Origin of the sequence: Pseudomonas eutrophicaquae (assembly GCF_023544715.1) — a bacterium.
Classification (GTDB): Bacteria; Pseudomonadota; Gammaproteobacteria; order Pseudomonadales; family Pseudomonadaceae; genus Geopseudomonas.
Map to the genome: position 1 here is coordinate 80,103 of NZ_JAMJEZ010000009.1, position 26,360 is coordinate 106,462.

At 66.0% G+C, this 26,360-nt stretch carries 22 protein-coding genes and 1 tRNA gene; 10 read left to right on the forward strand and 13 right to left on the reverse strand.

What is annotated here, in order from left to right; genetic code table 11:
- The first annotated feature begins 94 nt into the window (after positions 1–94).
- Complete coding sequence (locus tag MXC11_RS06300) at positions 95–2,743, forward strand: PAS domain-containing protein (protein ID WP_250006672.1); 2,649 nt, start codon at positions 95–97, stop codon at positions 2,741–2,743.
- A gap of 49 nt (positions 2,744–2,792) precedes the next feature.
- Here MXC11_RS06300 and MXC11_RS06305 read toward each other — a convergent pair whose 3' ends face one another.
- The 7 genes from MXC11_RS06305 to MXC11_RS06335 form a co-directional block, all read right to left on the reverse strand.
- Positions 2,793–3,263, reverse strand: a complete 471-nt coding sequence (locus MXC11_RS06305) for a hypothetical protein (protein WP_250006675.1) — start codon at positions 3,261–3,263, stop codon at positions 2,793–2,795.
- A 235-nt stretch (positions 3,264–3,498) separates the two neighbouring features.
- Positions 3,499–4,824, reverse strand: coding sequence for a 30S ribosomal protein S12 methylthiotransferase RimO (gene rimO / locus MXC11_RS06310; RefSeq protein WP_250006677.1), 1,326 nt, complete (start codon positions 4,822–4,824; stop codon positions 3,499–3,501).
- Between the two features lie 173 nt (positions 4,825–4,997).
- A tRNA-Met gene (locus MXC11_RS06315) sits at positions 4,998–5,074 on the reverse strand.
- A gap of 102 nt (positions 5,075–5,176) precedes the next feature.
- On the reverse strand, positions 5,177–5,581 hold the full coding sequence (locus MXC11_RS06320; protein WP_250006679.1) for an META domain-containing protein: 405 nt from the start codon (positions 5,579–5,581) through the stop codon (positions 5,177–5,179).
- A gap of 2 nt (positions 5,582–5,583) precedes the next feature.
- The gene (locus tag MXC11_RS06325) at positions 5,584–6,018 is read right to left on the reverse strand and encodes a hypothetical protein (protein WP_250006681.1); all 435 of its coding nucleotides are present in this window, start codon (positions 6,016–6,018) and stop codon (positions 5,584–5,586) included.
- A 49-nt stretch (positions 6,019–6,067) separates the two neighbouring features.
- Positions 6,068–7,057 (reverse strand): 2-hydroxyacid dehydrogenase, encoded by a 990-nt coding sequence (locus tag MXC11_RS06330; RefSeq protein WP_250006683.1) that lies wholly within the window; start codon positions 7,055–7,057, stop codon positions 6,068–6,070.
- 15 nt (positions 7,058–7,072) lie between these two features.
- Positions 7,073–9,868 (reverse strand): response regulator, encoded by a 2,796-nt coding sequence (locus MXC11_RS06335; RefSeq protein ID WP_250006685.1) that lies wholly within the window; start codon positions 9,866–9,868, stop codon positions 7,073–7,075.
- A gap of 175 nt (positions 9,869–10,043) precedes the next feature.
- Here MXC11_RS06335 and cysM point away from each other — a divergent pair, with 175 nt between their 5' ends.
- The 5 genes from cysM to MXC11_RS06360 all read left to right on the forward strand — a co-directional run bounded on the left by cysM (position 10,044) and on the right by MXC11_RS06360 (position 16,118).
- A complete protein-coding gene (gene cysM, locus MXC11_RS06340; RefSeq protein ID WP_250006687.1) occupies positions 10,044–10,949 on the forward strand; it encodes a cysteine synthase CysM in 906 nt (301 codons plus the stop codon).
- A 54-nt stretch (positions 10,950–11,003) separates the two neighbouring features.
- The gene (gene rlmD / locus MXC11_RS06345) at positions 11,004–12,362 is read left to right on the forward strand and encodes a 23S rRNA (uracil(1939)-C(5))-methyltransferase RlmD (RefSeq protein ID WP_250006696.1); all 1,359 of its coding nucleotides are present in this window, start codon (positions 11,004–11,006) and stop codon (positions 12,360–12,362) included.
- Positions 12,363–12,453: 91 nt separating this feature from the next.
- A complete protein-coding gene (gene relA, locus MXC11_RS06350) occupies positions 12,454–14,703 on the forward strand; it encodes a GTP diphosphokinase (protein ID WP_250006698.1) in 2,250 nt (749 codons plus the stop codon).
- Positions 14,704–14,705: 2 nt separating this feature from the next.
- Positions 14,706–15,539 carry a nucleoside triphosphate pyrophosphohydrolase gene (gene mazG, locus MXC11_RS06355; protein WP_250006700.1) on the forward strand — a complete coding sequence of 278 codons (834 nt, stop codon included), beginning with the start codon at positions 14,706–14,708 and terminating at the stop codon, positions 15,537–15,539.
- A gap of 36 nt (positions 15,540–15,575) precedes the next feature.
- A complete protein-coding gene (locus MXC11_RS06360; RefSeq protein WP_250006702.1) occupies positions 15,576–16,118 on the forward strand; it encodes a DUF2058 domain-containing protein in 543 nt (180 codons plus the stop codon).
- Positions 16,119–16,206: 88 nt separating this feature from the next.
- On the opposite strand, the gene MXC11_RS06365 is transcribed toward MXC11_RS06360, so the two are convergent.
- Genes MXC11_RS06365 through purM form a run of 3 tightly spaced genes read right to left on the reverse strand, consistent with a single transcriptional unit; the run spans position 16,207 to position 18,666 of the window.
- Positions 16,207–16,920 (reverse strand): DUF3108 domain-containing protein, encoded by a 714-nt coding sequence (locus MXC11_RS06365; RefSeq protein ID WP_250006704.1) that lies wholly within the window; start codon positions 16,918–16,920, stop codon positions 16,207–16,209.
- Positions 16,921–16,945: 25 nt separating this feature from the next.
- Positions 16,946–17,611 carry a phosphoribosylglycinamide formyltransferase gene (gene purN / locus MXC11_RS06370; protein ID WP_250006706.1) on the reverse strand — a complete coding sequence of 222 codons (666 nt, stop codon included), beginning with the start codon at positions 17,609–17,611 and terminating at the stop codon, positions 16,946–16,948.
- Positions 17,611–18,666: a phosphoribosylformylglycinamidine cyclo-ligase gene (gene purM / locus MXC11_RS06375; protein WP_250006708.1), complete on the reverse strand. Its 1,056-nt coding sequence runs from the start codon at positions 18,664–18,666 to the stop codon at positions 17,611–17,613. The genes purN and purM overlap by 1 nt, the downstream gene beginning before the upstream one ends.
- Positions 18,667–18,801: 135 nt before the next feature.
- Between purM and MXC11_RS06380 the strand changes: the two genes are divergently transcribed.
- The 3 genes from MXC11_RS06380 to hda are packed head-to-tail and all read left to right on the forward strand — an operon-like array spanning position 18,802 to position 21,632.
- Positions 18,802–19,803, forward strand: coding sequence for a DUF2066 domain-containing protein (locus MXC11_RS06380; protein WP_250006711.1), 1,002 nt, complete (start codon positions 18,802–18,804; stop codon positions 19,801–19,803).
- Positions 19,804–19,839: 36 nt separating this feature from the next.
- Positions 19,840–20,931 carry an AI-2E family transporter gene (locus tag MXC11_RS06385; RefSeq protein WP_462938106.1) on the forward strand — a complete coding sequence of 364 codons (1,092 nt, stop codon included), beginning with the start codon at positions 19,840–19,842 and terminating at the stop codon, positions 20,929–20,931.
- Positions 20,928–21,632: a DnaA regulatory inactivator Hda gene (gene hda, locus MXC11_RS06390; protein ID WP_250006713.1), complete on the forward strand. Its 705-nt coding sequence runs from the start codon at positions 20,928–20,930 to the stop codon at positions 21,630–21,632. The genes MXC11_RS06385 and hda overlap by 4 nt, the downstream gene beginning before the upstream one ends.
- A gap of 74 nt (positions 21,633–21,706) precedes the next feature.
- Here the strand turns inward: hda and pyk are convergent, their stop codons facing one another.
- Entirely contained in the window at positions 21,707–23,158 is a 1,452-nt protein-coding gene (gene pyk, locus MXC11_RS06395; protein ID WP_250006715.1) for a pyruvate kinase, read from the reverse strand.
- A gap of 50 nt (positions 23,159–23,208) precedes the next feature.
- The gene (locus tag MXC11_RS06400; RefSeq protein WP_250006717.1) at positions 23,209–24,132 is read right to left on the reverse strand and encodes a universal stress protein; all 924 of its coding nucleotides are present in this window, start codon (positions 24,130–24,132) and stop codon (positions 23,209–23,211) included.
- Positions 24,133–24,281: 149 nt separating this feature from the next.
- Here MXC11_RS06400 and sbcB point away from each other — a divergent pair, with 149 nt between their 5' ends.
- Positions 24,282–25,721 (forward strand): exodeoxyribonuclease I, encoded by a 1,440-nt coding sequence (sbcB, locus tag MXC11_RS06405; protein ID WP_250006720.1) that lies wholly within the window; start codon positions 24,282–24,284, stop codon positions 25,719–25,721.
- A 51-nt stretch (positions 25,722–25,772) separates the two neighbouring features.
- Here sbcB and mvaT read toward each other — a convergent pair whose 3' ends face one another.
- Positions 25,773–26,156, reverse strand: coding sequence for a histone-like nucleoid-structuring protein MvaT (gene mvaT, locus MXC11_RS06410; RefSeq protein WP_250006722.1), 384 nt, complete (start codon positions 26,154–26,156; stop codon positions 25,773–25,775).
- Positions 26,157–26,360 lie beyond the last annotated feature (204 nt).

Sequence of the window (26,360 nt, forward strand, 5' to 3'; positions counted from 1 at the left end):
GTCAGCGGACAGGGCAGGTGAGGACGATGAGCGCACATGATATGCAAAGGAGCAGCTCACCCATGAGGGGTGGCATGTCCGGGCAGGAGGCCGCATGAGGAACTGGCTCAGGCGCAATGAACCTTCGGCAGAGGCGGCGGGGCGTGATCTGCCGCGTCCGGCACTGCAGCAGGGGCTGTATCTCGAGCTCGATGCCGAGGGCGGCGTGCGTCACTGCAGTGGTTCGCTGAGCGAGCTGCTGGTACCGCACCGTGGCGATCTGCAGCAGCTGCTGGCCGAGCCGGTGTCCTGGTGCGTCGCGGATCTGCCGTTTCTGGAAGGCGATGTCCTGGAGCTGGCACTGCGCCGCCAGGATGGCCACAACCTGTACCTGCGTGGCTGGCATACCCGCCTGAGTGATGGCTGGGCGATCCGTTTGCTGGATGTCAGTGATCAGGTGCTGCAGCGTCAATCCCAGGAATTGCGTCTGCGTATTCTGGCTTTTGCCGGAAACATGACCATGCGCCTGCGCGGCGCGCGTGCCAACGATCTGGAGACCTTGAGCGCCGAATACCTGGAAGGTCTGGTGCTGCGTCTGTCGCTGCCAGCGGTCGGGTTGCTGCTGCCTAAGGCCGGTGCCGGTGGCTGGCATGTGTACAGCCGTTTTGTCGTCCCCGGGCCGACCCAGGTCTTCCCGGATGAGCTGCTGCTCGGCCAGTTGCTGTCTCGTCAGGTGGGCAGTCTGCCGCGCCGGGCGGAGCTGCCGAATCTGGCGGCCAGCGCGGGCCAGGCCCGGCAGCTACCGCTGTGGCTGGTGCCCCATGAAGAGCGCGAGGGCGTCACCGCCTGGCTGGTCTGCCTGTGTGATGAGAGCTCCCGGCGCATGGAGGCCCTGACGGTGGATGACTGGCTGCAGCTGACCTCGGCCCTGGTCACGCCGTTGCTGCAGCATCTGCGCGAGACGTCCCGGCGCGAGGAAAATATCCGCAATGGTCTGCTGCAGCGCATGCTGGGTGGCGGTTGGTGGGAGTATCGCCCCCATGAGGACGACTGGTTGCTGGCGCCCGCCCTGCAGGACTCACTGGGGCTGGCCGGTCAGCCGGCAGCGACCTGGCTGACTCTGCTGCATCCGAGCGATCAGGAGTCGTTCCGCCTGCAGTTGCTCGAGTCGGCCAGCCATGCCCAGAGCTTTACTCAGGTGCTGCGTTTGCGTCTGGGGAGCGCCTGGCGCTGGTTCCGCGTGACGGTTGAGGTGTATGGGCGCGCCGAGCGCCTGCGTCTGGTCGGCTTTGCGGTGGATATCGAGGATCTGCAGGGGGTGGCCGGCGCGGCTCAGGAAGAGTCGGTAGCGCTGAATCCGCTGGCGGATCAGATGCCGGGGATTCTCTATACCCAGCGCTATGAAGCGGGCGTCCTGCGTCCGGCGTTCTACAGCGCCGGGCTTGGGCGTCTGCTCGGCTGGAGCGCGGAGGAGCTGCGCGAGCATGGCGTGCTGCCGCTGGTGCATGCCGAGGATCGCGAGCGCTACCTGGAGCGCAACCGTCGTCTGCTGGTCGACGGGCGGGCGGGCGGGCAGTACCGTCTGCGTGATCGCTGGGGGCAGTACCGCTGGCTGCTGGATGAGGCCTGTCTGCGTCGGGATGATCTGGGACAGCCGCAGGGGGTCTTCGGGATCTGTCTGGAAACCGACGGCGGCCAGGCAGACCTTGAGCTGCTGCGCCAGAGCGAGGCCTATTACCGGGCACTGATCGAGCAGAGTCCGGCACTGATCGGCCGCTACCGCCCGGATCTTGCGCTCAATTACGCCAATCCTGCGCTGCTGGCGGCCCTGCAGGCGGTGGCAGTCAATGGCCAGCTTGAGTTGTCTCGCCTGCTGGGTGAGGCACAGGCTGCGGCGTGTCTGCAGCGTCTGCAGGCCTTGCAGCCTTCGAGTGCGCCGCAGGTCAGCGAGTTGTGGCTGCCGGGGCCGGGCGGGGTGCTGCAGAGCTGGCTGTGGAGCGAAATGGGGCTGTTTGCGGCCGATGGCACGCTCTTGGAGGTACAAGTGCTGGCGCTGGAGCAGACGGCGCTGCAGGCACTGCGCGCCGAGCAGCAGCAGGTGTTGCTGGCGCAGAGTATGCAGGAGCTGTCTGGCGATCTGGCGAGTGAGCTGGCCGCACCGCTGGCGCGGCTGCAGGCCGGGTTGACGATGCAACATCTGGCGGCCTCGCCGGCGGAGGTGTCTGCGCTGGAAGCTGATCTGCAGGGGCTGGCCCGCACGGTGGCGCGGCTTGGGCGTTGTCAGCCGCAGGCGACAGCGGCCGAGGCGCGGCCGGGCAGTGTGCTGATGCCGATCATCGAGCAGGCCGTTGCCGAGGTGGCGCCGGGTCTGGCGCAGCAGGCGGTGACGCTGGAGGTCGATCTGCAGCCGATGGGCGCGGTGGCGGGCGAGGGGACCGCGCTGGCAGCGATCCTCGTGCGTCTGCTGACGCATCTGCGCGATGACCTGCTGGCGCGCCGCGAGCAGGCGCCTGATCGGCAGATGGCCATCCACCTGCGCAACGGCCTGGCGCCGGGAGGGCGTTTTATCGTGCTGGAAAACAACGCCGGCCCGCACGAGCCTGCCTACTATGCCGGGCTGTTCGCACCGTTTGCGATGCCGGGAGCGGACGAAGGTCTGGGGCTGGCCATCGAGCAGGAGCACCTGCAGCGTATGGGCGCTGCCTTGGTGGCGGATGATGGAGAGGCGGGACTGCGGCTGACCGTGTGGCTACCCGGCGCCTGAGCGGTGTTGGTTGCCCGTGACCTTGCCCTGCAAGGTCACGGGCGCGTGATCACTCGCTGACGAACACCATGAAGACGCCCTGCTGGGTGGTCTTGCTGTAGATCAGCTTGCTACCGCCGCTACTGACCGGCAGGTAGTTGAGGGTACAGGCCACGATGGCATTGCTGTAGCCATGCTGGGCCACACGGACGTCGTCGATCCGTCCACCATTTTGCAGGATCTTGGTCTTCACCATGTTGGCCAGGAAGCTGCAGGCCTTCAGGGTGTCGGCATGTTCTGGCAAGGCTGCAATGCCGTTGCTGAGGGTCTGCAGCTGGCCTTTGGGGACGCGAACCGTGCTCGAGTACAGCTGAGTCTTGCCGTCCCCACCCACGCCATTAAAGGTGTAGCCGTTCTTGAGGATGTAAGCCTCCGGATCGATGATCGGCTGCTGAGCCTGGGCAGACAGCGGCAGCAGAGCCATGCCAGCCAGCAGGCTCAGGCTGGCCAGCGTATTCCGGGCGAATCGTTCAAAGCGCATGAGGTACCCATCGACAGTCGGGTGAACGGCGCGGCCACATGCCACGCCGGAGGATGAAGGCATCCTGCCTGTTCAGTCTGGATCGCCCATCCGGCCGGGTCAAACCGGCCAGTGCTGGGCAGACTCCTGCGGGAGCCAGGCTGTGCGGTGGGCATTCTAACCCTGCGGCGGTGCGGATGCTGCGACCGTCGGGCACATGCCCCTGCCGTACCGATGGATTAGTGTGACCGAGCTCTCAAAGTGCCGTGGCCCACAGGTCATATTCGTCGGCGTCGGTGACCCGCACCCACAGCTTGTCGCCTGGAGCGAGCGGGCGCTCGCTGTCGATGTAGACGTTGCCATCGATCTCCGGGGCGTCAGCAGCGGAGCGGCCAATCGCGCCTTCTGCATCAACCTCATCGATCAGCACCTCGATCTCCTGGCCGATCTTGCGCTGCAGGCGCGCCGCGCTGATTGCTTGCTGGTGGGCCATGAAGCGCTCCCAGCGCGCCTGCTTGACCTCATCGGGTACCGGCTCAAGGCCCAGGTCGTTGGCTGGCACACCCTCGACCGGCGAGTACTGGAAGCAGCCGACGCGATCGAGCTGCGCTTCGCTCAGCCAGTCGAGCAGGTACTGGAAGTCTTCCTCGGTCTCGCCGGGGAAGCCGACGATGAAGGTCGAGCGCAGAGTCAGCTGCGGGCAGATTTCACGCCACTTGCGGATGCGCTCGAGGGTCTTGTCCTCGAAGGCCGGGCGCTTCATCGCCTTGAGTACCTTGGGGCTGGCGTGCTGGAAGGGGATGTCCAGGTACGGGAGGATTTTGCCCTCGGCCATCAGCGGAATCAGGTCGTCGACGTTGGGGTAGGGGTAGACGTAGTGCAGGCGCACCCACACGCCCATGCTGCCGAGCGCTTCACACAGTTCGAGCAGGCGGGTCTTGACCGGCTGGCCGTTCCAGAAATCCAGCTTGTACTTGAGATCCACCCCGTAGGCGCTGGTGTCTTGGCTGATCACCAGCAGCTCTTTGACGCCGGCCTTGACCAGGCGCTCGGCCTCGCTGAGCACATCGCCGACCGGACGGCTGACCAGCTTGCCGCGCATCGAGGGGATGATGCAGAAGCTGCAGGTGTGGTTGCAGCCTTCGGAAATCTTCAGGTAGGCGTAATGGCGCGGGGTCAGGCGGATGCCCTGCGGCGGCACCAGATCAACGAACGGGTCGTGGTCGATCTTCGGCGGCACCACCTCATGCACGGCGTTGACCACCTGCTCGTACTGCTGCGGGCCGGTGACGGCCAGCACGCTGGGGTGCACATCGCGGATTGCTTCCTCGGAGACACCCATGCAGCCGGTGACGATCACCTTGCCGTTCTCGGCAATCGCCTCGCCGATGGCATCCAGCGATTCAGCCTTGGCGCTGTCGATGAAGCCGCAGGTGTTGACCACGACCACGTCGGCATCCTCATAGGAGGGAACGATCTGGTAGCCCTCCATACGCAGTTGGGTGAGGATGCGTTCGGAGTCGACAGTGGCCTTCGGGCAGCCAAGGGAGACGAAACCGACTTTGGGCGATGCGCTGGACATGCAGGCTAACCTCGAGTGGCGCCCGATCGGCGCCATTGATCAAAAAGTGCGCGATTTTAGCCATGCCTGCGAGGCTTGACCAGTGTCGCGGGCCGCTGCGGGGGAGTCGCGGTGCGGTGGGTAAAATCGGCGCAAACGAAAAAGGCCATTCCGAAGAATGGCCTTTCAAAATTTGGTTGCGGGGGCAGGATTTGAACCTACGACCTTCGGGTTATGAGCCCGACGAGCTACCAGACTGCTCCACCCCGCGTCTGTGAGGCGGCATTTTACGCAGATTCGCTGCCCTGTCAAGGGCAGCGCCGAAAAAACCTCCACAAGCCCCGCGCTTTAGCACCAAGCGTGGGGGAAGCGCTCAATCGCACTCGATCACCAGGCGCATCGGCTTGCCTTCGGCCGGCCACAGGCGCAGTTCATCGAGTACCGAGACATCCCAGCGATGCACATGATCTAGCGCCTTGAAGAAGCGTGCTTCCTGGGCCATCAGCGCTGCACTGCAGGCGCGGCGGGTGCTGCCAATCTTGCTGAAGCGCAGGATCTCGCCTTCGATCCCGTAGCCGGCAAACCAGTGATTGCAGCCGCCAGTGCCGTAGGCGCGACCGTCGGCCTCGAAGGTCAGGGTCAGATGGCTGCGCTCGACCAGCGGCTTGGCATCGATCCAGGTGACCTGATAGGTGCGACCGGTGGCGATGCCGGGCGCCGTGCTGGCGCAGCCGCTGATCAGCAGGGCGCTGGCCAGCAGGGGCAGGGCGTGGCGCATGCTCAAGCCTCCTGCCGGCAGGCCGGGCAGAGATGGCGGCCTGCGAGGCTCTGCCAGCCAAGCTCATGCAGGCGTGCCTCGATGGCCGGCACATGGGCGGCTGCACCCTGGGTGCCCTCCACCGCAAACTCGATGTCCTGCGTCTTGCCGCAGGCATCACAGCGGACTTGCCCGGTACGGATCTCCAGTTCGCGGAAGGCCGGCCCCTGGGCGACCGCCAGCCACTGGCCGGGCGGGTTGATCAGGTGGCGGACCTTCTCGATGACCAGGCGCATGGACAGCTCGCGGCTGCCCTTGAGGGTCACCAGCAGGGTATCGCCGGCCTTGATCGAGCCGCCGCTGCCGGTGACCTGATAGCGGCCCGGTGCCAGGGCGCGACATTCGGTGAGGGTGTGCTGCGGGTTGAGCAGGCTGTAACGGAAATCGTGTTCGGTCATGGGGGTCTCCAGGCGGGGCGGCGATCCTAGCACGGGCGCTGGCGGCGCTTCAGCGCGTCACCGTATTGCAGGGGCTGCCCGTCTGCCAGGCGGCAATGTTGCCGAGGGTGGTCTCGGCAATCGCCGTCAGGGCTTCCTCGGTGAGGAAGGCCTGATGGGCGGTGACGATCACATTGGGGAAGGTCAGCAGGCGGGCCAGCACATCATCCTGCAGCGGCAGGTCCGAGCGATCCTCGAAGAACAGCTCCGCCTCTTCCTCATAGACATCCAGCCCCAGATAGCCCAGCTGGCCACTCTTGAGCGCCGCGATCAGTGCTGGGGTGTCGATCAGCGCACCGCGCCCGGTGTTGATCAGCATGGCGCCGCGCTTCATGCGTGCCAGATTCGGCTGGTTGATCAGGTGGCGGGTCGCGGGGGTCAGCGGGCAGTGCAGGCTGAGGATGTCGCTCTGCTCGAGCAGGGTGTCGAGTTCGACATAACGCGCGCCCAGCGTTTCCATCTGCGGATTGCGCTGCGGATCGACCAGCAGCACACGGCAGCCAAATCCCAGCATGATGCGGGTGAAGACCGCACCAATCTGTCCGCAGCCGATCACCCCGACGGTCTTGCCATGCAGGTCGAAGCCGGTTAGCCCGTGCAGGGAAAAGTCCCCTTCGCGGGTGCGGTTGAAGGCACGGTGAATACGCCGGTTCAGCGCCAGGATCAGGCCGACGGCGTGCTCGGCGACTGCATGGGGCGAGTAGGCGGGCACCCGCACCACCACCAGCCCCAGGCGCTGCGCGGCGTCCAGATCAATGTGGTTGTAACCGGCCGAGCGCAGAGCGATCAGCCGTGTACCGCCGGCTGCCAGGCGCTCCAGCACCGCCGCCGACAGCGTGTCATTGACGAAGGCGCAGACCACCTCGTGGCCGGCCGCCAGTGCGGCGGTTTCCGCATCCAGGCGCACCTCCAGACAATGCAGGTCATAGTCGTGCCGGGCATTGGCGCGGCTGAAACTGTCCCGGTCGTAGGGCTTGCTGCTGTAGAGGGCAATACGCATCAGAGTTCTCACGGTTCAGGCGTGGGTGGGGCGGCGAGTCAGCAGGCGCAGGATGGCCGCCTCCAGCTCATCGAGGGCGGCGTCTGCGGCCTGGCCCTGCTTGAGCAGCGCTTCGCTGCGCTGGCAGCAGGCGCGCAGCTGCGGCACCCCGCAGTAGCGGGTGGCGCCGTGCAGACGATGGACATGCTCAAGCAGGGCCGCAGAATCTTCAGCGCTGCGGGCGGCGCGGATCAGCGACTGGTCGCGCTCCAGGCTCTCCAGCAGCATGCTGAGCAGTTCGGCGGCCAGCGCGGGTTTGCTCGCGGCGAGGCGCAGACCCTCGTCGGCATCGAAGACTACCTGTGGGGCGGGCGGCGTCGTTACCGGCGGGGCGGCGGCGGTGGAATCGGTTGGCGCATCGCTGTCTGCTGCTGCTGCGATGATGGGCAGCGGGATGCCGGTCCAGCGCCGCACCACCTCGATCAGTTGCGGTTCACTGATCGGCTTGGTCTGGTGATCATCCAGCCCCGCCTGCAGCAGCCGGCGGCGCTCCTCCGGCTGGGTGTGGGCGGTGAGGGCGATGATCGGGGTGGGGCTGAGGCCGTGCTGTGCTTCCCAGCACCGGATCGCCTGGGTCGCCTCGCAGCCATCCATGCCGGGCATCTGAATGTCCATCAGCACCAGATCGAACGGCTGGTTTTGCACCGCCTGCACCGCCTCCTGACCGCTGCGTGCCTGCTGGACCCGCGCGCCCAGCCCCTCGAGCAGGGTGCTGACCAGGCGCAGGTTGATCGGGTGATCATCGACACAGAGAATCCGTGGCGGCGCACCGCTGTAATGCTCGCCACCGTTGGCGCGTTCGGCGGGAAGACCGGGTGCTGCGACCAGCAGCTGCTGCAGTGCCTGCGGCAGCTTGCGCGGACAGGCCGGCTTGCTCAACCAAGTGATGGCCGGGCTCTGGAAATGCTGCTGATAGCGCGCCATGGCGGTCACCGGACAGAGCAGCACGGGACGCGCCCCGGCGTGCAGCAGGGTCTGCAGCGGCGTTTCGAGCTGCGCAGGTGTTGTGTCGGCATCGATGCCCAGCACCACCAACGGGAGCGGCTGGCTGGCCTCCTCGGCCTGGCGCTGGGCGGCTGCACTGAACATGCTTGCGAGCGCTTCGGGGCTGTCCAGCGCCTGCACCGTCAGTCCGCAGCCACGCAGGACATGCTGCAGGGCCTGGCGGGTCAGCGGATGCGCTTCACTGAGCAGCACGGGCCAGGGGCCGAGGGACGGCGTGGCGGCGGCGCTGTTTTCGGCGCGTGGCAGGGTCAGCAGAATCCAGAACTCGGCCCCTTCGCCGGGCGTGCTGTTGACGCCAATTGTCCCGCCCATGGCCTCGATGAAGCCCTTGCTGATCGCCAGGCCCAGACCGCTGCCACCGCGCTGGCGGCTGCGCGAGCTGTCAACCTGGGTGAAGGCATTGAACAGGTTGCGCTGCGCCTCGAGCGGCACGCCGATCCCGGTATCGCGCACGCTGATAAGCAGCTGCACCCGATCACCCAGATCCTCCTCGAGCATGGCGCGCACCACCACATGCCCCTGTTCGGTGAACTTGATCGCATTGCCGATCAGGTTGAGCAGCACCTGACGCAGGCGCAGTTCATCACCGATCAGCGTGCAGGGCAGGTCCTGATAGACCATGCCGATCAGCTCCAGCTGCTGCTCGTGGGCTTGCGGGGCGTGCAGTTCCAGGGCGTCCTGGATCAGCTCGGCGAGGTTGAAGGGCGTGGACTCCAGGGTCAGCATGCCGGCCTCGATTCGCGAGAACTCGAGGATGCCGTCGATGATTTTCAAAAGGCTCTGCGCCGACTTGTCGATGGTCTGCAGGTGGCTCTGCTGGCCGGGCGCCAGTGCGGTTTTCTGCATCAGGCGGGCAAAGCCGATGATGCCGTTGATCGGGGTGCGCAGCTCGTGGCTCATGTTGACCAGAAATTCAGACTTGGCGCGGCTGCCGGTCAGCGCTTCCTTGCGGGCCAGATCCAGCTCGATATTCTGGACCTCGATGGTTTCCATGCTCTCGCGCAGCTCAGCGGTGGTCTGCTCGACGTTCTGCTGCCACTGTTCGCGTTCAGTCTCCAGCAGGCTGGCCAGACGGTTGATGCCCTCGATCAGTTGATCGCATTCGGGGGTTCCGGTGAGCGTCAGGCGGGTTTCCAGATGACCGGCGCCGAGCTGCTCGATGCTCTGGGCCAGGCTCTGCAGCGGCTGGCGGATATGCCGGGCTAGACGCAGGGCCAGCGGCAGGGCCAGCAGCAGGCAGAGCAGGGCCAGCAGCAGACCGAACAGCAGGCTGCGGTAGATGTCGAGCAGAGCGCCCTGATGAGTCAGCTCGATTTCTACCCAGCCGAGCAGCGGCGGCTCGGTGGACGGCAGGCCACTGGCCGGATCATGGGCGCGGTGGATGGGCAGCACAAAGCAGCTGGACGCGGGGCGTACGTCGATGGTCATGCGCTGGGCGTCGAGGGTGGGCATGGCATGGTCAAGGCGCGGCCCAGCGTGTAGCAGCGGCCGTCCCGCAGCATCTAACAGGCGCACTGAACGCACATCTTCCAGCGCCAGGGTGCGCTCGAGCTGCTGCTCCAGGGCCGGCAACTGCCGTGCGTCGAGCGGGGCGGCCAGCAGCGGGGTCAGGTGTGTCAGCATCAGCTGGCCACGCTGCTCCAGCTGGGTGTGCAGCGCATCAGTCTGATGCAGGACGAAAAACAGCCCCAGCAGCAGGGCAATCAGGCTGCCGGGCAGCAGGGCCAGTAGCAGCAGTCGGGCATGAATGCCAAGGGAGTGAAACACGCGGGTACTCCACCACAGGGGATGCCGGCAGTGTAGCGGCTTGCCGGTAACCGGCAAGCGCGCGGCCCGGGCTTATAACCTCGGGTTTTATGCTTGAAGCCGGGTGTGTTATCGGCGGGCGAGGTTTGCCGCTATCATGTGCGCCCTGGCTGATTTCACTTGTGGCGAGCGTTCCATGACCCTGCAGTATCCCACCATCGCCGATTGTGTCGGCAACACCCCGCTGGTTCGCCTGCAGCGCCTGCCGGGCCAGACCAGCAATACCCTGCTGGTCAAGCTGGAAGGCAACAATCCAGCCGGTTCGGTGAAGGATCGGCCGGCGCTATCGATGATCTCCCACGCCGAGCAGCGCGGGCTGATCCACCCCGGTGACACCCTGATCGAGGCTACCTCCGGCAACACCGGCATCGCCCTAGCGATGGCGGCGGCGATCAAGGGCTACCGGATGGTGCTGATCATGCCGGACAACATGAGCGCCGAGCGCAAGGCGGCGATGACTGCCTACGGCGCCGAGCTGGTGCTGGTCAGCAAGAGCGAGGGCATGGAGGGTGCGCGCGATCTGGCCCTGCGCATGCAGGCCGAAGGCCGCGGCAAGGTGCTCGATCAGTTCGGCAACCAGGACAACCCGCTGGCGCACTATGAGGGCACCGGCCCGGAAATCTGGCGGCAGACCGCGGGGACCGTCACCCATTTCATCAGCTCGATGGGCACCACCGGCACCATCATGGGCACCTCGCGCTACCTCAAGGCGCAGAATCCGGCGATCCAGATTGTCGGCCTGCAGCCGCAGGAAGGTTCGGCGATTCCCGGCATCCGCCGCTGGCCAAAGGAATATCTGCCGTCGATCTTCGAGGCCAGCCGGGTCGATCGGGTGATCGACATGGCACAAAGCGAGGCCGAGCAGGTGATGCGCCGCCTGGCCCGCGAGGAAGGGATCTTCTGTGGCGTTTCCTCCGGCGGCTCGGTGGCGGCCATGCTGCGCCTGTCGCAGGAAGTGGAAAACGCCGTGCTGGTGGCGATTGTCTGTGACCGCGGCGATCGTTACCTGTCCACCGGCGTCTACGACGCGCCCACGGCCTGAGGGCCGCTTCATTCGACCGGCCGGCTCTGCCGGCCCTGCACGGCAGGATTTTTCATGGCCAAACGCCCCAGCGCACTGCGCTTTCAGCCGGCGGGGGGTGCGCGCAGCAGCGCACTGCCGGTCGGCAAGAAGCAGCGTCTTTCCATCGAGCGCCTGGCCCATGACGGGCGCGGCATTGCCCATGAGGGCGGACGTACCTGGTTCGTGGCCGGTGCGCTGGCCGGCGAGACGGTCGAGGCGCGGGTGCTGGCCACCCGCAGTCAGGTGGTCGAGGCGCGCACCGAGCGGGTGCTTCTGGCCAGTGAGCAGCGCCGCACGCCGGCCTGTGCACTGGCCGGGCTCTGCGGCGGCTGCACCCTGCAGCACCTGCCCCAGGCCGAGCAGGTCACCCTCAAGCAGCGCGGTCTGGCCGAGCAGCTGGCCCGTGCTGGGGTAGTGCCGGAGATCTGGGCCGCGCCGTTGTCTGCGGCCGAGCTGGGTTATCGGCGCCGGGCGCGTCTGGCGGTGCGCTGGGATGCCCGCAGCCAGCACCTGCACATCGGTTTTCGCGCCGCGTCCAGTCAGGCGATCGTCGATCTGGACAGCTGCCCGGTGCTGGAACAACCCTTGCAAGCCTTGTTGGCTGAGCTGCCGGCGGTACTGCGCGCCTTCCAGCGCCCGCGTGCGATCGGGCACATCGAGCTGTTTCACGGCAACACGCGCGCGCTGCTGCTGCGCCACACCGAGCCCTTGAGTGAGGCGGATGCCGCGCGTCTGCGCGAGTTCTGCGCCCGGCTGGACGTGCAGCTTTGGTGGCAGGGCGAGGACAGCCCGCAGGCCGATGTGCCCGGGCAGTGGCTGGGCTACACGCTGGAACCCTATGGCCTGCACGTGGCCTGGCAGCCGGGGGATTTTGTGCAGGTCAATGCCGCGATCAATACGCAGATGGTGGCGCAGGCGCTGGACTGGCTGGCGCCGCGCACCGATGAGCGGGTGCTGGATCTGTTCTGCGGGCTGGGCAACTTTGCCCTGCCGCTGGCGCAGCGCTGCGCTGAGGTGGTCGGTGTCGAGGGCGTGACGGCGATGGTCGAGCGGGCGGCCGCCAATGCGGCGGCCAATGGCCTTGAGAATGTGCAGTTTGTCCGCGCTGATCTGGCCGAACCGCTGGGTGAGGCGCCCTGGACGCGCTGCGGCTTTTCCGCGGTGCTGCTCGATCCACCGCGCGAGGGCGCAGCGGCGGTGCTGGCCAGCCTGCCGGCGCTGGGGGCGCAGCGGGTGCTGTATGTCTCGTGCAATCCGGCGACCCTGGCGCGCGATGCCGCAGCGCTGGTGGCGCTGGGCTATCGGCTGGAGCGGGCCGGTCTGCTCGACATGTTCCCGCAGACCGCCCACGCCGAGGCCATGGCCCTGTTCGTGCGCACCGCGGGTGCGTAACAGCTTGAGGTCGCCGGCAGCAGTCGGCGGCAGGCGGGCCGCAAGGCCCGAATCCGGTCCCGTCGGGCCGGACAGGAGAGGGTGAACGACGATGGTACAGGTAAGGGCGCAACAGCCAGTCAACCACGATGGCAGCATCAACCTCGAGGCCTGGCTCGACCATATTCTCGAGATCGATCCGGCGCTGGATCGGGACAGCCTGCGCACGGCCTGCGAGTTTGCCCGTGAGGTCGAGCGCCAGGCGGTGGCGGCCAAGAACATCTGGGCGGAAGGGACCTCCAGCTTCCAGACCGGGCTGGATATTGCGCAGATACTCGCCGATTTGCGGCTGGATCAGGAGTCGCTGCTGGCTGCGGTGCTGTACCGGGCGGTGCGCGAGGGCAAGGTGGCCCTCGAGCAGGTCTCGCGCCAGTTCGGCAGCACGGTGGCCAAGCTGATCGATGGCGTGCTGCGCATGGCGGCGATCAGCACCAGCCTCAATCCGCGCCAGTCGCTGGTGCTCGGCACCCAGACGCAGGTGGAGAACCTGCGCAAGATGCTGGTGGCGATGATCGATGATGTGCGCGTGGCGCTGATCAAGCTGGCCGAGCGTACCTGTGCGATCCGGGCGGTGAAGAATGCCCCCGAGGAGAAGCGCTACCGGGTGGCCCGCGAGGTGTTCGACATCTACGCGCCGCTGGCCCATCGCCTGGGGATTGGCCACATCAAGTGGGAGCTGGAGGATCTGTCGTTCCGCTACCTCGAGCCTGAGCAGTACAAGCAGATCGCCACGCTGCTGCACGAGCGGCGCCTGGACCGTGAGCGCTACATCAACGAGGTCATGCAGCAGCTGCGCAACGAGCTGACCGCCGCCGGCATCGAGGCCGACATTAGCGGGCGGGCCAAACACATCTATTCGATCTGGCGCAAGATGCAGCGCAAGGGGCTGGAGTTCAGCCAGATCTATGACGTGCGCGCGGTGCGCGTGCTGGTGCCCGAGGTGCGCGACTGCTACACGGCACTGGGCATCGTCCACACCCTGTGGCGGCATATTCCCAAGGAGTTCGACGACTACATCGCCAACCCCAAGGAGAACGGCTACCGCTCGCTGCACACCGCGGTGATCGGCCCGGAGGGCAAGGTGCTGGAGGTGCAGATCCGCACCGAATCGATGCACGAGGAGGCCGAGCTGGGCGTCTGCGCCCACTGGCTGTACAAGGGCACCGACGTCAACTCCGGCTCCAACCACTACGAGGAAAAGATCGCCTGGCTGCGTCAGGTGCTCGAATGGCATGAGGAGCTCGGCGACATCGGCGGGCTGGCCGAGCAGTTGCGCGTCGATATCGAGCCGGACCGGGTCTATGTATTCACCCCCGACGGTCACGCCATCGACCTGCCCAACGGCGCCACGCCGCTGGATTTTGCCTACCGGGTGCATACCGAGATCGGCCACAACTGCCGCGGCGCCAAGGTCAACGGGCGCATCGTGCCGCTCAACTACAGCCTGCAGACCGGCGAGCAGGTGGAGATCATCACCAGCAAGAACGGTACGCCGAGCCGCGATTGGCTGAACCCGAACCTCGGCTATGTGACTACCTCGCGGGCGCGGGCGAAGATCGTCCACTGGTTCAAGCTGCAGGCCCGTGATCAGAACGTGATCGCCGGCAAGAGCTATCTGGAGCGCGAGCTGGCGCGTCTGGCCCTGCAGGCGGTCGATCACGAGCGGCTGGCCGAGCGCTGCAACCTCAAGACCGCCGAGGACATGTTCGCGGCGCTCGGCGCGGGTGATCTGCGTCTGGCGCAGGTGGTGAATGCCGCGCAGCAGATGCTCGAGCCTGAGCGCAGCGATGATCCGCTGGAGCTGTTGTCGCTGCGCAGCCCGCGCGGCCGTGGCCCCGGGCAGGACGATATCCAGATCCTTGGCGTCGGTAACCTGCTGACCCAGATGGCTGGCTGCTGCCGTCCGGTGCCGGGTGAGCCGATCATTGGTTACATCACCCAGGGCCGCGGAGTGAGCATCCACCGTCAGGATTGCCCCTCGGTGCTGCAGCTGGCCGAGCGCGAGCCGGAGCGGATGATTCAGGTCGGCTGGGGACATGCACCGGCCCGAACCTACCCGGTAGATGTCGAGATCCGCGCCTATGATCGGGCCGGTTTGCTGCGTGATATCACCCAGTTGCTGCTCAACGAGAAGGTCAATGTGCTGGCGGTCAACACCCGCTCCGACAAGAGCGACCACACCGCCAGCATGCACCTGACCATCGAGGTGCCTGGCATGGCGGCGCTGGGCCGTCTGCTGGCGCGTATTGATCAGTTACCCAACATCATCGAGGCCCGGCGCAGTCGCTCCGGGGCAGTGTGAGCATGTACCAGTTGAATGATCTGCTGCACCTGATGGCCCGCCTGCGCGATCCGCAGTACGGCTGCCCGTGGGATCTCAAACAGGATTACGCCAGCATCGTCCCGCACACCCTCGAGGAAGCCTATGAGGTGGCCGACACCATCGAGCGCGGCGACTTTGCCCAGTTGCCGGGCGAGCTGGGCGATCTGCTGTTCCAGGTGGTCTATTACAGCCAGCTGGGCCGTGAGGAGGGGCGGTTTGATTTTGCCGCGGTGGTCGATGGCATCACCGCCAAGCTGATTCGCCGCCATCCCCATGTGTTCCCGGATGGCGATCTGTATGGTCCGCTGGATCAGCCGCGTCTGGATGAGGCGGCGATCAAGCGCCGCTGGGAAGAGATCAAGGCCGAGGAGCGTGCCGCGCGGGCTGAGGTACCCGAGCAGTTGTCGCTGCTCGACGATGTGCCGCAGGCGCTGCCGGCGCTCTCGCGCGCCGCCAAGCTGCAAAAGCGCGCCGCCCAGGTCGGCTTCGACTGGCCGGCGCCGTTGCCGGTGATCGACAAGCTGCACGAGGAGCTCGGTGAGGTGCTGGAGGCGATCGCCGAGGGCGATCAGGCGCATATCGCCGAGGAAGTCGGGGATCTCTTGTTCGTGGCGGTGAATCTGGCGCGCCACCTCAAGGTCGAGCCGGAAGCGGCGCTGCGCGCGGCCAATGCCAAGTTCGAGCGGCGCCTGCGCTTTATCGAACAGGCCTTGCGCGAGGACGGGCGGCGCATGGAAGATTGCGCCCTCGACGAGCTGGATGCCCTGTGGGGCGAGGCCAAGCGTGCCGAGCGCGCCGGTCCTGCCTGCGGCTGAGCATCCCCATCCATCGATTTGCCATCAGGACGACCCATGAGTCTTTCCCTACGCGACCAGCTGCTCAAGGCGGGGCTGGTCAACGACAAGCAGGCCAAGCAGGTCGGCAAGCAGAAGCAGAAACAGCAACGCCTGGAGCTCAAGGGGCAGGCCGAGAAGGACGACAGCCAGCGTGAGGCGGCGCTCAAGGCGCGGGCCGAGAAGCTCGCCCGCGATCAGGAGCTCAACCGTCAGCAGCAGGAAAAAGCCCAGCAGAAGGCGCGGGCCGCGCAGGTTCGCCAGCTGATCGAAGGCTCGCGCCTGCCGCGTCTGGAGAGCGACGATTACTACAACTTCGTCGACAACAAGAAGGTCAAGCGGATTGCCGTCAACCCGATGCTGCGCGACAAGCTCAGCCGCGGCACGCTGGCGATCGTGCGCCTGGAGGGCAAGTACGAGCTGATTCCCCGCGAGGCGGCGCTCAAGGTGCAGGAGCGCGAACCGCAGCGCATCATCCTGCTCAACATCGCCAGCGAGGTGCCGGATGCCGAGGATGATCCCTACAAGGATTACGTGATTCCTGATGATCTGATGTGGTGATCAGCGAGCCGCTGCGGCACTGAACGCGCACAAAAAACGCCGCGCCCTCGAAGAAGGCGCGGCGTTTTGCTGTGGTGCGGCGGGCGGCTTAGCGCCCTTTGAGCGGCTGGCCGTCCAGCGTCGCCTGCTTGAGCATGATCTGGTACTCCTTGCCGTCGGTCTCGCGCTGATGCAGGCGGACCAGCAGGTGATTCCAGTTCGGCGCAAACCACAGCTCGGTCTTGCGGCTGGACTGGGTGGGATCGCGCACCCGCTCGACCTTGATCGCCTCGACCTGACCGACTTCGGTGCTGACCGTTTCGCGGCCGAGTACCCGGAAGTCGAAGACCTCCACCTCGTCGCCGTCTAGCACCTGATAGCTCATGCTGGTCTTGCCGCGGGCCACATCCTGCTGCAGCGCCAGCTGGTAGGTGGATTTGTCGAGCAAGCCGTTTTCCAGCGGCAGATCGACGCTGTGCTTGCGGTCCTTGCCGGTGACGCGGCGGGCGCTCCAGTCGAAGTCATGGCTGATCGTTTTGCCCTTGCCCAGACCGCTGCGCTCGAAGCGGTAGCTGAGGGGCACGAAGCGCGGCCCGTCTTCCGTGAAGCGGCTTTCTTCGGTCAGGCCGGCCACCAGCATCGAGGCGCGGAAGGTCAGGGTCCAGCTGCCATCGCTGTTGCGCTTGAGCTCACGCTGCGCACTGCCGCTGACCGGCACCTGTTGCCAGTCGGCGGTGTACTGGGCGCTGAACGGCTCAAGGGCCTGGGCGCCGAGCGGCAGCAGGGTCAGGCCAAGGGCGGTACTGAGCAGCAATTGACGCATGGTGAGTCTCCAGAGGCTGGCTCGATCAGTGCGCGGCGGGCAGCTCGCGCACCTGATGACCACAGGGCGGCAGCGGCTGGCCGTCGAGTTCAGCGCCCTGCGCACCCAGACGCAGACGCCCTTCGGCGAACCAACGTACCGCCAGCGGGTAGATATGGTGCTCGGCAACGTGAACCCGCGCCGCCAGGCTGTCCACCTGGTCATTCGGCAGTACCGGCACCACCGCCTGTACGACCAGCGGCCCGCCATCGAGTTCTTCGGTGACAAAGTGCACGCTGCAGCCATGCTCGCGATCCCCGGCCTCCAGCGCGCGCTGGTGGGTGTGCAGCCCTTTGTAGAGCGGCAGCAGCGAGGGATGGATGTTGAGCAGGCGCCCGGCGTAATGCCGCACGAAGCCCGGAGTGAGGATGCGCATGAAACCGGCCAGCACCACCAGATCCGGCTGCTGGGCATCGATCGCCTCGATCAGCGCGGCATCGAAGGCCTCGCGGCCCTCGAACGCCTTGTGGTCCAGCACCGCGGTGGGGATACCGGCGTTCTGCGCGCGGGTCAGGCCGTAGGCATCGGCGCGGTTGGAGATCACCGCGCCGATCTGCGCCGGGATGCTGCCGTCGGCAAGGGCATCAATCAGCGCCTGCAGGTTGCTGCCGGAGCCGGAAATCAGCACCACCACAGTGCAGGGCCGATTCATCAGTGCGCCTTCAAGTTGTTCAGCAGCACGCGCTCGGCGTCGGTGCCGGCGGCGATGTGGCCGATCAGCCACGGGGCTTCGCCCGAGGCGCGCAGGTTGGCCAGGGCGGCCTCGGCCTGCTCGGCAGCAACACAGATCACCATGCCGACGCCGCAGTTGAGCACGCGGTGCATCTCGTGCTCATCGACGTTGCCCTTCTCCTGCAGCCAGTCGAACACCGCCGGGCGGGTCCAGCTGGCCACGTCGATGATTGCCTGGGTGCCTTCGGGCAGTACGCGCGGGATGTTGTCGAGCAGACCGCCGCCAGTGATGTGGGCCATCGCCTTGACCGCGCCGGTGTCCTTGATCAGCTTGAGCAGCGGCTTGACGTAGATGCGGGTCGGCGCCATCAGCAGATCCGCGAGCTTCTGGCCGTTCAGCTCGGTGGCTTCGATGTCGGTAGCGGAAACTTCGAGGATCTTGCGGATCAGCGAGTAGCCGTTGGAGTGCGGGCCGGAGGAGGGCAGGGCGATCAGCGCGTCACCGGCCTGCACTTTCGAGCCGTCGATGATCTCGCTCTTCTCCACCACGCCAACGCAGAAGCCGGCCAGGTCGTAATCCTCGCCCTCGTACATGCCGGGCATCTCAGCGGTCTCACCGCCAACCAGCGAGCAGCCGGCCAGTTCGCAGCCAGCGCCGATGCCGGTGACTACGGTGGCGGCTACATCCACGTTCAGCTTGCCGGTGGCGTAGTAGTCGAGGAAGAACAGCGGCTCGGCGCCGCACACCACCAGATCATTGACGCACATGGCGACCAGATCCTGGCCGATGCTGTCGTGCTTGTTGAGGTTCAGCGCCAGGCGCAGCTTGGTGCCGACGCCATCGGTGCCGGAGACCAGCACCGGCTGCTTGTAGCCGGCCGGGATCTCGCAGAGGGCGCCAAAGCCGCCCAGGCCGCCCATCACTTCCGGACGCGCGGTGCGCTTGGCCACGCCCTTGATGCGTTCGACCAGGGCCTCGCCTGCGTCGATGTCGACACCGGCGTCCTTGTAGCTGATGGAGGGTTGCTTGCTCATGAATACGGGCCTTTGCGGAGGATGCGTGAAAGCACAGGATTCTAGCATTGCCGCGCGAAGCAGGTCATCCGGAGCGGTTGCCACGCTCAGGGTGGCTGTCTAAGGTATGCGCACTGTCCCCAAGAGAACCCTGTCATGCCTCTGATCGCCCGCCTGTTGGCCTGTTGCCTGTCCCTGAGTGCCCTGCCGGCATTGGCCGCCCAGGTCGAGGGGCTTTATGACGTGCGCGAGCCGGTCGGCTCTGAGGCGGGCGAGGAGCGAGCGGCGGCCATGGCGCGGGCAGTGCAGGCGCTGGCGGTGCGGCTGACCGGTGATGCTGGCGCGGCCCGTGATCCGCGTCTCAAGCCGCTGCTGGCCAAGCCGCAGCAGCTGGTGCAGCGTTACGTCTACGAGCCGGGCAGCCCGGTGATGCTCTCGGTCAGCTTTGATCCGCTGCTCAGCGAGCAGGCACTGCGTGAGGCCGGCTTGAAGCTGTGGAATACCGAGCGCCCGCAAGTGCTGGCCTGGTGGCTGCAGGAAGCCAATGGCGACAGCCGGCTGCTGGCGGCCGATCAGGAGGGCGCCGCGGATCTCAAGGCTGCGGCCCTCAAGCGCGGCGTGCCGCTGGCGCTGCCGATCGGTGATCTGCAGGAGCAGCTGCTGGCCACGCCGGACTGGCTGACCCACAGCGCGGCCAATGAGTTGCAGCTGGCCTCGGAGGCCTACGCCGCCGAGGGGGTACTGAGTGTGGTGGCGCGCACCACCGAGGCGGAATGGCAGGCTGATTGGCGCCTGTTGACCGGTACGCATCTGCAGCAGGGCACGCAGCGTGCCGACAGCCGGCAGGCACTGGCTGATCAGGTGTTTGCCGAGGTGGCGAATGTGCTGGTGCGCCGCTTTGCTGACGGGCTGGCCGCACCGACCCTGGAAGTCGAGATTGCCGGCACGGATCTGGCCCAGCTGGCCCAGTTGCAGCGTGAACTGGCCAGTTTGAAGCCGCGCTTGCTGGCTGCCGAAGGGCGCGTACTGCGCTTTACCGTCAGCGCCACGCCGGCGCAGCTCCGTAGCCGCCTGCAGGCGCTCGGGCTGCGTGAACAGCCATCCGACACTGTGGCGCAGACGACGCAACCTGCGCGTCTGTCGTTCGTGCGTCCATGATGCGTCGCGCTGGCGGCTGTTACAGGGAGCGCCCTGATGCTCGGTGACTCGCGCTCCTGGCTGTGGCTTGTCGGCGCGCTGCTGCTGGCCTGGCTGATCTATCTGCTGCAGCCGGTCCTGATGCCTTTTCTGGTCGCCACCCTGCTGGCCTATCTGGGTGATCCGCTGGCGGATCGGCTGGAAGCGCGCGGGCTGTCCCGTACCTGGAGCGTGGTGGCGGTCTTTACCTTCTTCAGCCTGACCCTGCTGCTCATGCTGCTGGTTTTGTTGCCGCTGCTGGGCCGTCAGTTGCTGCGCGTGTATGAGCTGCTGCCGCTGGCGGTGGATCTGCTCCAGCAGCAGACCCTGCCCTGGCTGCAGCGCCGCCTGGGGCTGGAGGCGGACTTCTGGCAGGTCAGCCAGCTGCGCGAGTTGCTGGCCGGGCATCTGGGTCAGACCACCGATATCGCCCAGACGCTGCTGCGCCGGGTCGCTTCCTCCGGGCTGGCCCTGCTGGCGCTGCTGGGCAATCTGGCACTGATTCCGGTGGTCGGCTTCTACCTGCTGCGGGACTGGGATGTGATGCTGGCGCGCCTGCATAACCTGCTGCCGCGCCGGCAGGAACGGCTGGTCACCCTGCTGGCCCGTGAGTGCCATGAAGTGCTGGGGGCCTTCCTGCGCGGCCAGTTGCTGGTGATGCTGGCGCTGGCGCTGGTCTATGCTGCCGGCCTGATGCTGGTGGGGCTGGAGCTGGGGCTGTTGATCGGACTGCTCGCCGGGCTTGCCAGCATCGTGCCGTACCTGGGCTTTGTGGTGGGGATCGTCGCGGCGCTGCTGGCGGTGCTGTTCCAGTTCGGTTTCGAGTGGTATCCGCTGATCGGGGTGGTGGCGGTTTTCACCGCCGGGCAACTGCTGGAAGGCATGTGGCTGACTCCAACCCTGGTCGGTGATCGTATCGGCCTGCATCCGGTGGCGGTGATCTTTGCCATTCTGGCCGGCGGGCAGCTGTTCGGCTTTACCGGCGTGCTGCTGGCGCTGCCGGTGGCGGCGGTGATCATGGTGCTGCTGCGCCATGTACATGACTTCTATAAACTCTCGGCCCTCTACGCCGAACCGCAGGCCGTTGACGAGGAGCGCGAGTCCCCATGAAGCCGATCCAGCTGCCGCTGGGTGTGCGTCTGCGTGATGACGCCACCTTTGCCAACTACTATCCGGGCGCCAATGCGGCGGCACTCGGCTATGTCGAGCGCATGTGCGAGACCGATGCCGACTGGGCGGAGAACCTGATCTACCTGTGGGGCGGCGCGGATGTCGGGCGCAGCCACCTGTTGCAGGCGGCCTGCCTGCGTATGGAGCAGTTTGGTGGTCGGGCGGTCTATCTGCCGCTGGATGCGGTGGCCATGTATGGCCCGCAATTGCTCGACAACCTGGAGCAGTGTGATCTGGTCTGTCTGGATGAGGTGGATCTGATCGCCGGGCATCCGACCTGGGAAGAGGCGCTGTTTCACCTGTTCAACCGCCTGCGCGATGCCGGCCGGCGCTTGTTGCTATCGGCCTCGGCCCCGCCGCGCGAGGTGCCGATCAAGCTGCCGGATCTCAAGTCGCGCCTGACCCTGGCGCTGGTCTTCCAGCTGCATGGCCTCTCCGATGAGGACAAGCTGCGCGCCCTGCAGCTGCGCGCATCACGCCGTGGGCTGCACCTGACCGATGAGGTCGGGCGCTTCATCCTCACCCGTGGCTCGCGCAGCATGAGTGCGCTGTTCGATCTGCTGGAACAGCTGGATCACGCCTCGCTACAGGCACAGCGCAAGCTGACCATCCCCTTCATCAAGGAAACCCTCGGCTGGTAAGCGCGCCGCTCAGAGGCTGACGAGCCAGAGCCTGAGCGGCACACGGGGTAGGGGGCGCACGGCCCCCTGACGCCTCAGACCAGCTGACCACCGACCTGCAGCAGCTTGAGGGTGTTGGTGCCGCCGACCGTGGTGTAGCTGTCGCCCTTGGTCAGGATCACCCAGTCGCCCGGCTCGACCGCCCCACGCTTGAGCAGCTCATCCACCGCCGCCTGGCTGACCTTGGACGGCGGCAGGGCGGCAGCATCGAAGGGCACCGGCTCGACGCCGCGCAGCAGCGCAGTACGCGCCTGGGTGCCGCGGTGTGGCGAGTAGGCGAAGATCGGCACCGAGGAACGGATCCGCGACATGATCAGCGGGGTGTAGCCGCTCTCGGTCAGGGCGATGACCGCCTTGATGCCGGGGAAGTGGTTGGCGGTGTACATCGCCGCTAGGGCAATGCTCTCGTCGCAGCGGCTGAAGGTTTCGCCCATCCGGTGCCCGGATTTCTTGCTGGTCGGATGCTTTTCAGCGCCGACGCAGATCCGGTCCATGGCCTGCACCGCTTCCACCGGGTACTCGCCAGCGGCGCTCTCGGCCGAAAGCATCACCGCATCGGTGTAATCCAGAACCGCGTTGGCCACATCGGAAACCTCGGCGCGGGTCGGCATCGGGCTGTGGATCATCGACTCCATCATCTGCGTGGCGGTGATCACCAGCTTGTTGAGGGTGCGGGCGTGGGCAATGATCTTCTTCTGGATGCCGACCAGCTCGGCATCGCCGATCTCCACTGCCAGATCACCACGAGCCACCATCACCCCGTCACTGGCGCGTATCAGGCCATCCAGCGCCTCATCATCGGCCACCGCCTCGGCGCGCTCGATCTTGGCGATCAGCCAGGCGTCGCCGCCGGCTTCCTTGAGCAGCTGGCGGGCGTAGTCGATGTCCGCCGCATCACGCGGGAAGGACACCGCCAGGTAATCCAGCTCCATGGCCGCGGCCAGCTGGATGTCGGCCTTGTCCTTGTCGGTCAGCGCCGGCGCAGTCAGGCCGCCGCCCTTGCGGTTGATGCCCTTGTGATTGGACAACGGGCCGCCGACCAGCACCGTGCAATGCAGCTCGGTGGCGGTGACCTGCTCGACCTGCATGATCACCCGGCCATCGTCGAGCAGCAGCTCGTCGCCGACCTTGCAGTCCTTGACCAGATCCGGGTAGTCGATGCCGACCACCTCCTGGGTGCCGGCATCGCGCGGGTGGCTGACCGAGAAGCGGAACGTGTCGCCGCGCGCCAGCTCAATGCGCTGGCTGGCAAAGCGGGCGATACGAATCTTCGGCCCCTGCAGGTCGCCCAGCAGCGCGACATGCCGGCCATGCTTGGCGGCCAGCTCGCGTACCAGATGGGCGCGCGCCATGTGGTCCTCGGCGCTGCCGTGGGAGAAGTTGAGCCGGGCGACATTCATGCCGGCGAGAATCAGCTGCTCGAGCATCTGCGGCGAGCTGCTGGCCGGGCCGAGGGTGGCGACGATCTTGGTACGGCGAGAGGGCATCAGGGCACTCCTTGAAGGGAAAGAAAGCGGCCGGCCAGCGGTCGGGCGGCTCAGGCGGCAGGACGCTGGGCAGACTTGATCACCAGCAGGTCGCAGGCGATGTTTTCCAGCACCCGCTCGGCAGTGTGGCCGATCAATGCGCTATCCAGATGACCGCGGGCGATCGCGCCCATGATCAGCAGATCGATGCCGTTGTCGGTGACAAAGCGCGGCAGCGTCTCCTCGGCAAAGCCCTGCAGCAGGTGCCGGTGATTGCGCGGGATATCGGTCTGCGCGGCGAACAACTGCTCGAAGACCTCGCGATGCCGCTGGCCGGTTCGCTCGACATAGTACTCGTAATCGGCGACCAGTTCGGCATCGAACACCAGGGTGCGTGGCAGCGGCGCATAGCTGTGCAGGTAATGATCTTCCATGCCCAGCTCGACGGCCAGGGCATGCCCTTGTGCGAGCAGCTGCTGGTCCAGACTGGCCGGCTTGTCGGCGCTGTGGGTCGGGTCGAGGGCGACCGCCAGCCGCTGCCCTTGCCAGGGCTGCCCGGCGCGCGCCAGCCAGAGCGGCACCGGGCAATGGCGAATCAGCTGCCAGCTGCTGTTGTTGAGCAAGAGGCGCTGCAGCAGGCCGTGGGTGTGCGCGGTCTTGAGCACCAGATCCGGCTGCAGCTCCTCGATGCGGGCGAGGATCATCCGGTGCAGCGGCTTGCCCCAGCGTACAGTCAGGCTCACGGACAGACCTTCCTTGCGCAGCGGCTCGGCCAGCCCTTCCAGCCATTGCTGGCGCAGGGCCAGCAGATCCTGTTGGGCACGGGCCTGCGCGTCGGGCTGGAACAGGCTGGCCGTGCCCAGGGCGCTGTGGTACTCGCAGAGCAGCAGCTCGACGCGGGCACCGCTGTGCCGGGCCAGCTGGCGGGCTCGCTCCAGGGCCGGCTGATCAGGATGGACGGGGTCGATGACGACCAGCAATTGCTGCAGTTGCATGCAAAGATCCTCTCAGGCTGCGGCGCAGTCGATCGGCGCCGCCAGTAGATTTCAGCCTAGTCGCCTGTGGCCTTGGGCGGCAACCCGAGGCATGGCCGGAAGTAGGCAATCGGGTAGACTGCCGCACTGCTGATCCCTGGAGCCCTGCCGTGACTGCGAGCCTGTTCTGGTACGACTATGAAACCACCGGTATCGATCCCCGTCGCGACCGTCCCCTGCAGGTGGCTGGGATTCGCACCGATGAGGCGCTCAACGAGATCGGTACACCGCTCAACCTGTATTGCCAGCCGGCGGATGACATCCTGCCGCATCCGCAATCCTGCCTGATCACCGGCATCGACCCGGCGCGTCTGCAGCGCGAAGGTCTGTGCGAGGCGGAGTTCATGACCCGCCTGCATGCCGAACTGGCGCAGCCGGGCACCTGCAGCGCGGGTTACAACACCCTGCGCTTTGACGATGAGGTCACCCGCTTCAGCCTGTACCGCAACTTCTTCGACCCCTACGCCCGCGAGTGGCAGGGCGGGAATGCCCGCTGGGATCTGATCGACCTGCTGCGCACCGCGTACGCGCTGCGCCCGGAAGGCCTTGAATGGCCCGAGGAGGAGGGGCGGGTCAGCTTGCGTCTGGAGCGCCTGACCGCGGCCAATGGCATCGCGCATGGCCAGGCCCATGATGCGCTGGCGGATGTGCGCGCCACGCTGGCACTGGCGCGCAAGGTGCGTGACCTTCAGCCGCGTCTCTACGACTGGTGCTATCAGTTGCGCCACAAAGCGCAGGTCACCCGCCATGTGCGCCTTCTGGAGCCACTGCTGCATGTCTCGGGACGGTTTGGCGCGGCGCGCCACTTCATCGCGCCGGTATTGCCGCTGGCCTGGCATCCGCGTAACCGCAATGCTCTGATCGTCTGTGATCTGCAGGCGGGCATCACGCCGCTGCTGGAGCTGTCGGCCGAGGTGCTGGCCAAGCGGCTGTATACCCGGCACGACGCTCTGGAAGCGGGCGAGCGGCCGGTACCGCTCAAACTGTTGCACATCAACCGCAGCCCGGTGATCGCACCGCTGAGCGTGCTGCGTGACAGTGACCGGCAGCGGCTGGCGCTGGATCTGGAGGCCTGCCAGATGCGCGCGCGCCAGTTGCGGGAAGAATTACCGCTGTGGCAGCACAAGTTGGCGGTCATTTATGCCGCGGGTGAGTTTGTCGGTGTGGCCGATCCCGAGCAGCGTTTGTATGACGGTTTTATCGGTGATCGTGATCGCGATATCTGTCTGCGTATTCGCGAAAGTGATCCGCAGCGCCTGCGTGATTGGCAGGGACAGTTTGCGGACGAGCGTCTTGAGGAGTTGTTGTTCCGTTATCGGGCGCGCAACTTTGCGCACACACTGGATCTTCAGGAACAGCGGCACTGGCAAACGTTCTGCCGCACCCGTTTGAGTGATCCACAGGCCGGTGCGCCGATGACGCTGGGGGCGTTCATGCAGGAGGCGAATGCCCTGCGGGCGTCTGCAACACCTGCGCAGCAGCAGTTGTTGGATAGCTGGCTGCAACAGGCGCAGCAAATAGCTGAGCGTTACGGGCTGACGCCGCACTGAAGCAAATCCCATGACCGCCGCCGTGCAGCGGTCGTGGGATGGAACGGGGTATCAGTCGCGTACCGAGGCCCAGCCTTCGACCACGTCGCTGCCCCAGATGGCTTTCCACTCTTTGAGCTGCTTGTGATTGCCGCCCTTGGTCTCGATGGTCTCACCAGTATTGGGGTTGGTGTAGACCTTCATGCGGCGGCTGCGCCGTGCCGGGGCGCTTTCAGCCTTGGCACGCGCCTGGCGAGCCGGACGGCTCTTGCCTTCGTTATCCAGCAGCGCCACGACATCCGGTAGCGCCTTGTTATATTGCGCCAGCAGTTGACGCAGACGTTGTTCGAATTCCAGTTCTTGCTGCAGCTTGCCATCTTCCTCGAGGGCTTGAAGACGTGCCTGCAGTTCCTCGATGGCGGCACGTGTAGCGCGATATTCGTTGATCAGCGACATGATGTTTTACCTTGCAAGAATAAAGTCAGTCGAAATACTGACATGTGCAAATGATAGGGAGTGAATGTATTCAAGTAAATGTGACGAACATTTATTTATTCGAAAGTTGACGGGGTGAATTTATAAAGTATTAATCCGGCAACCCAATACCCCAAATCATGCGGCATACGCGATTTTGGGATGTCGGAAGTAGGATCGAATCCG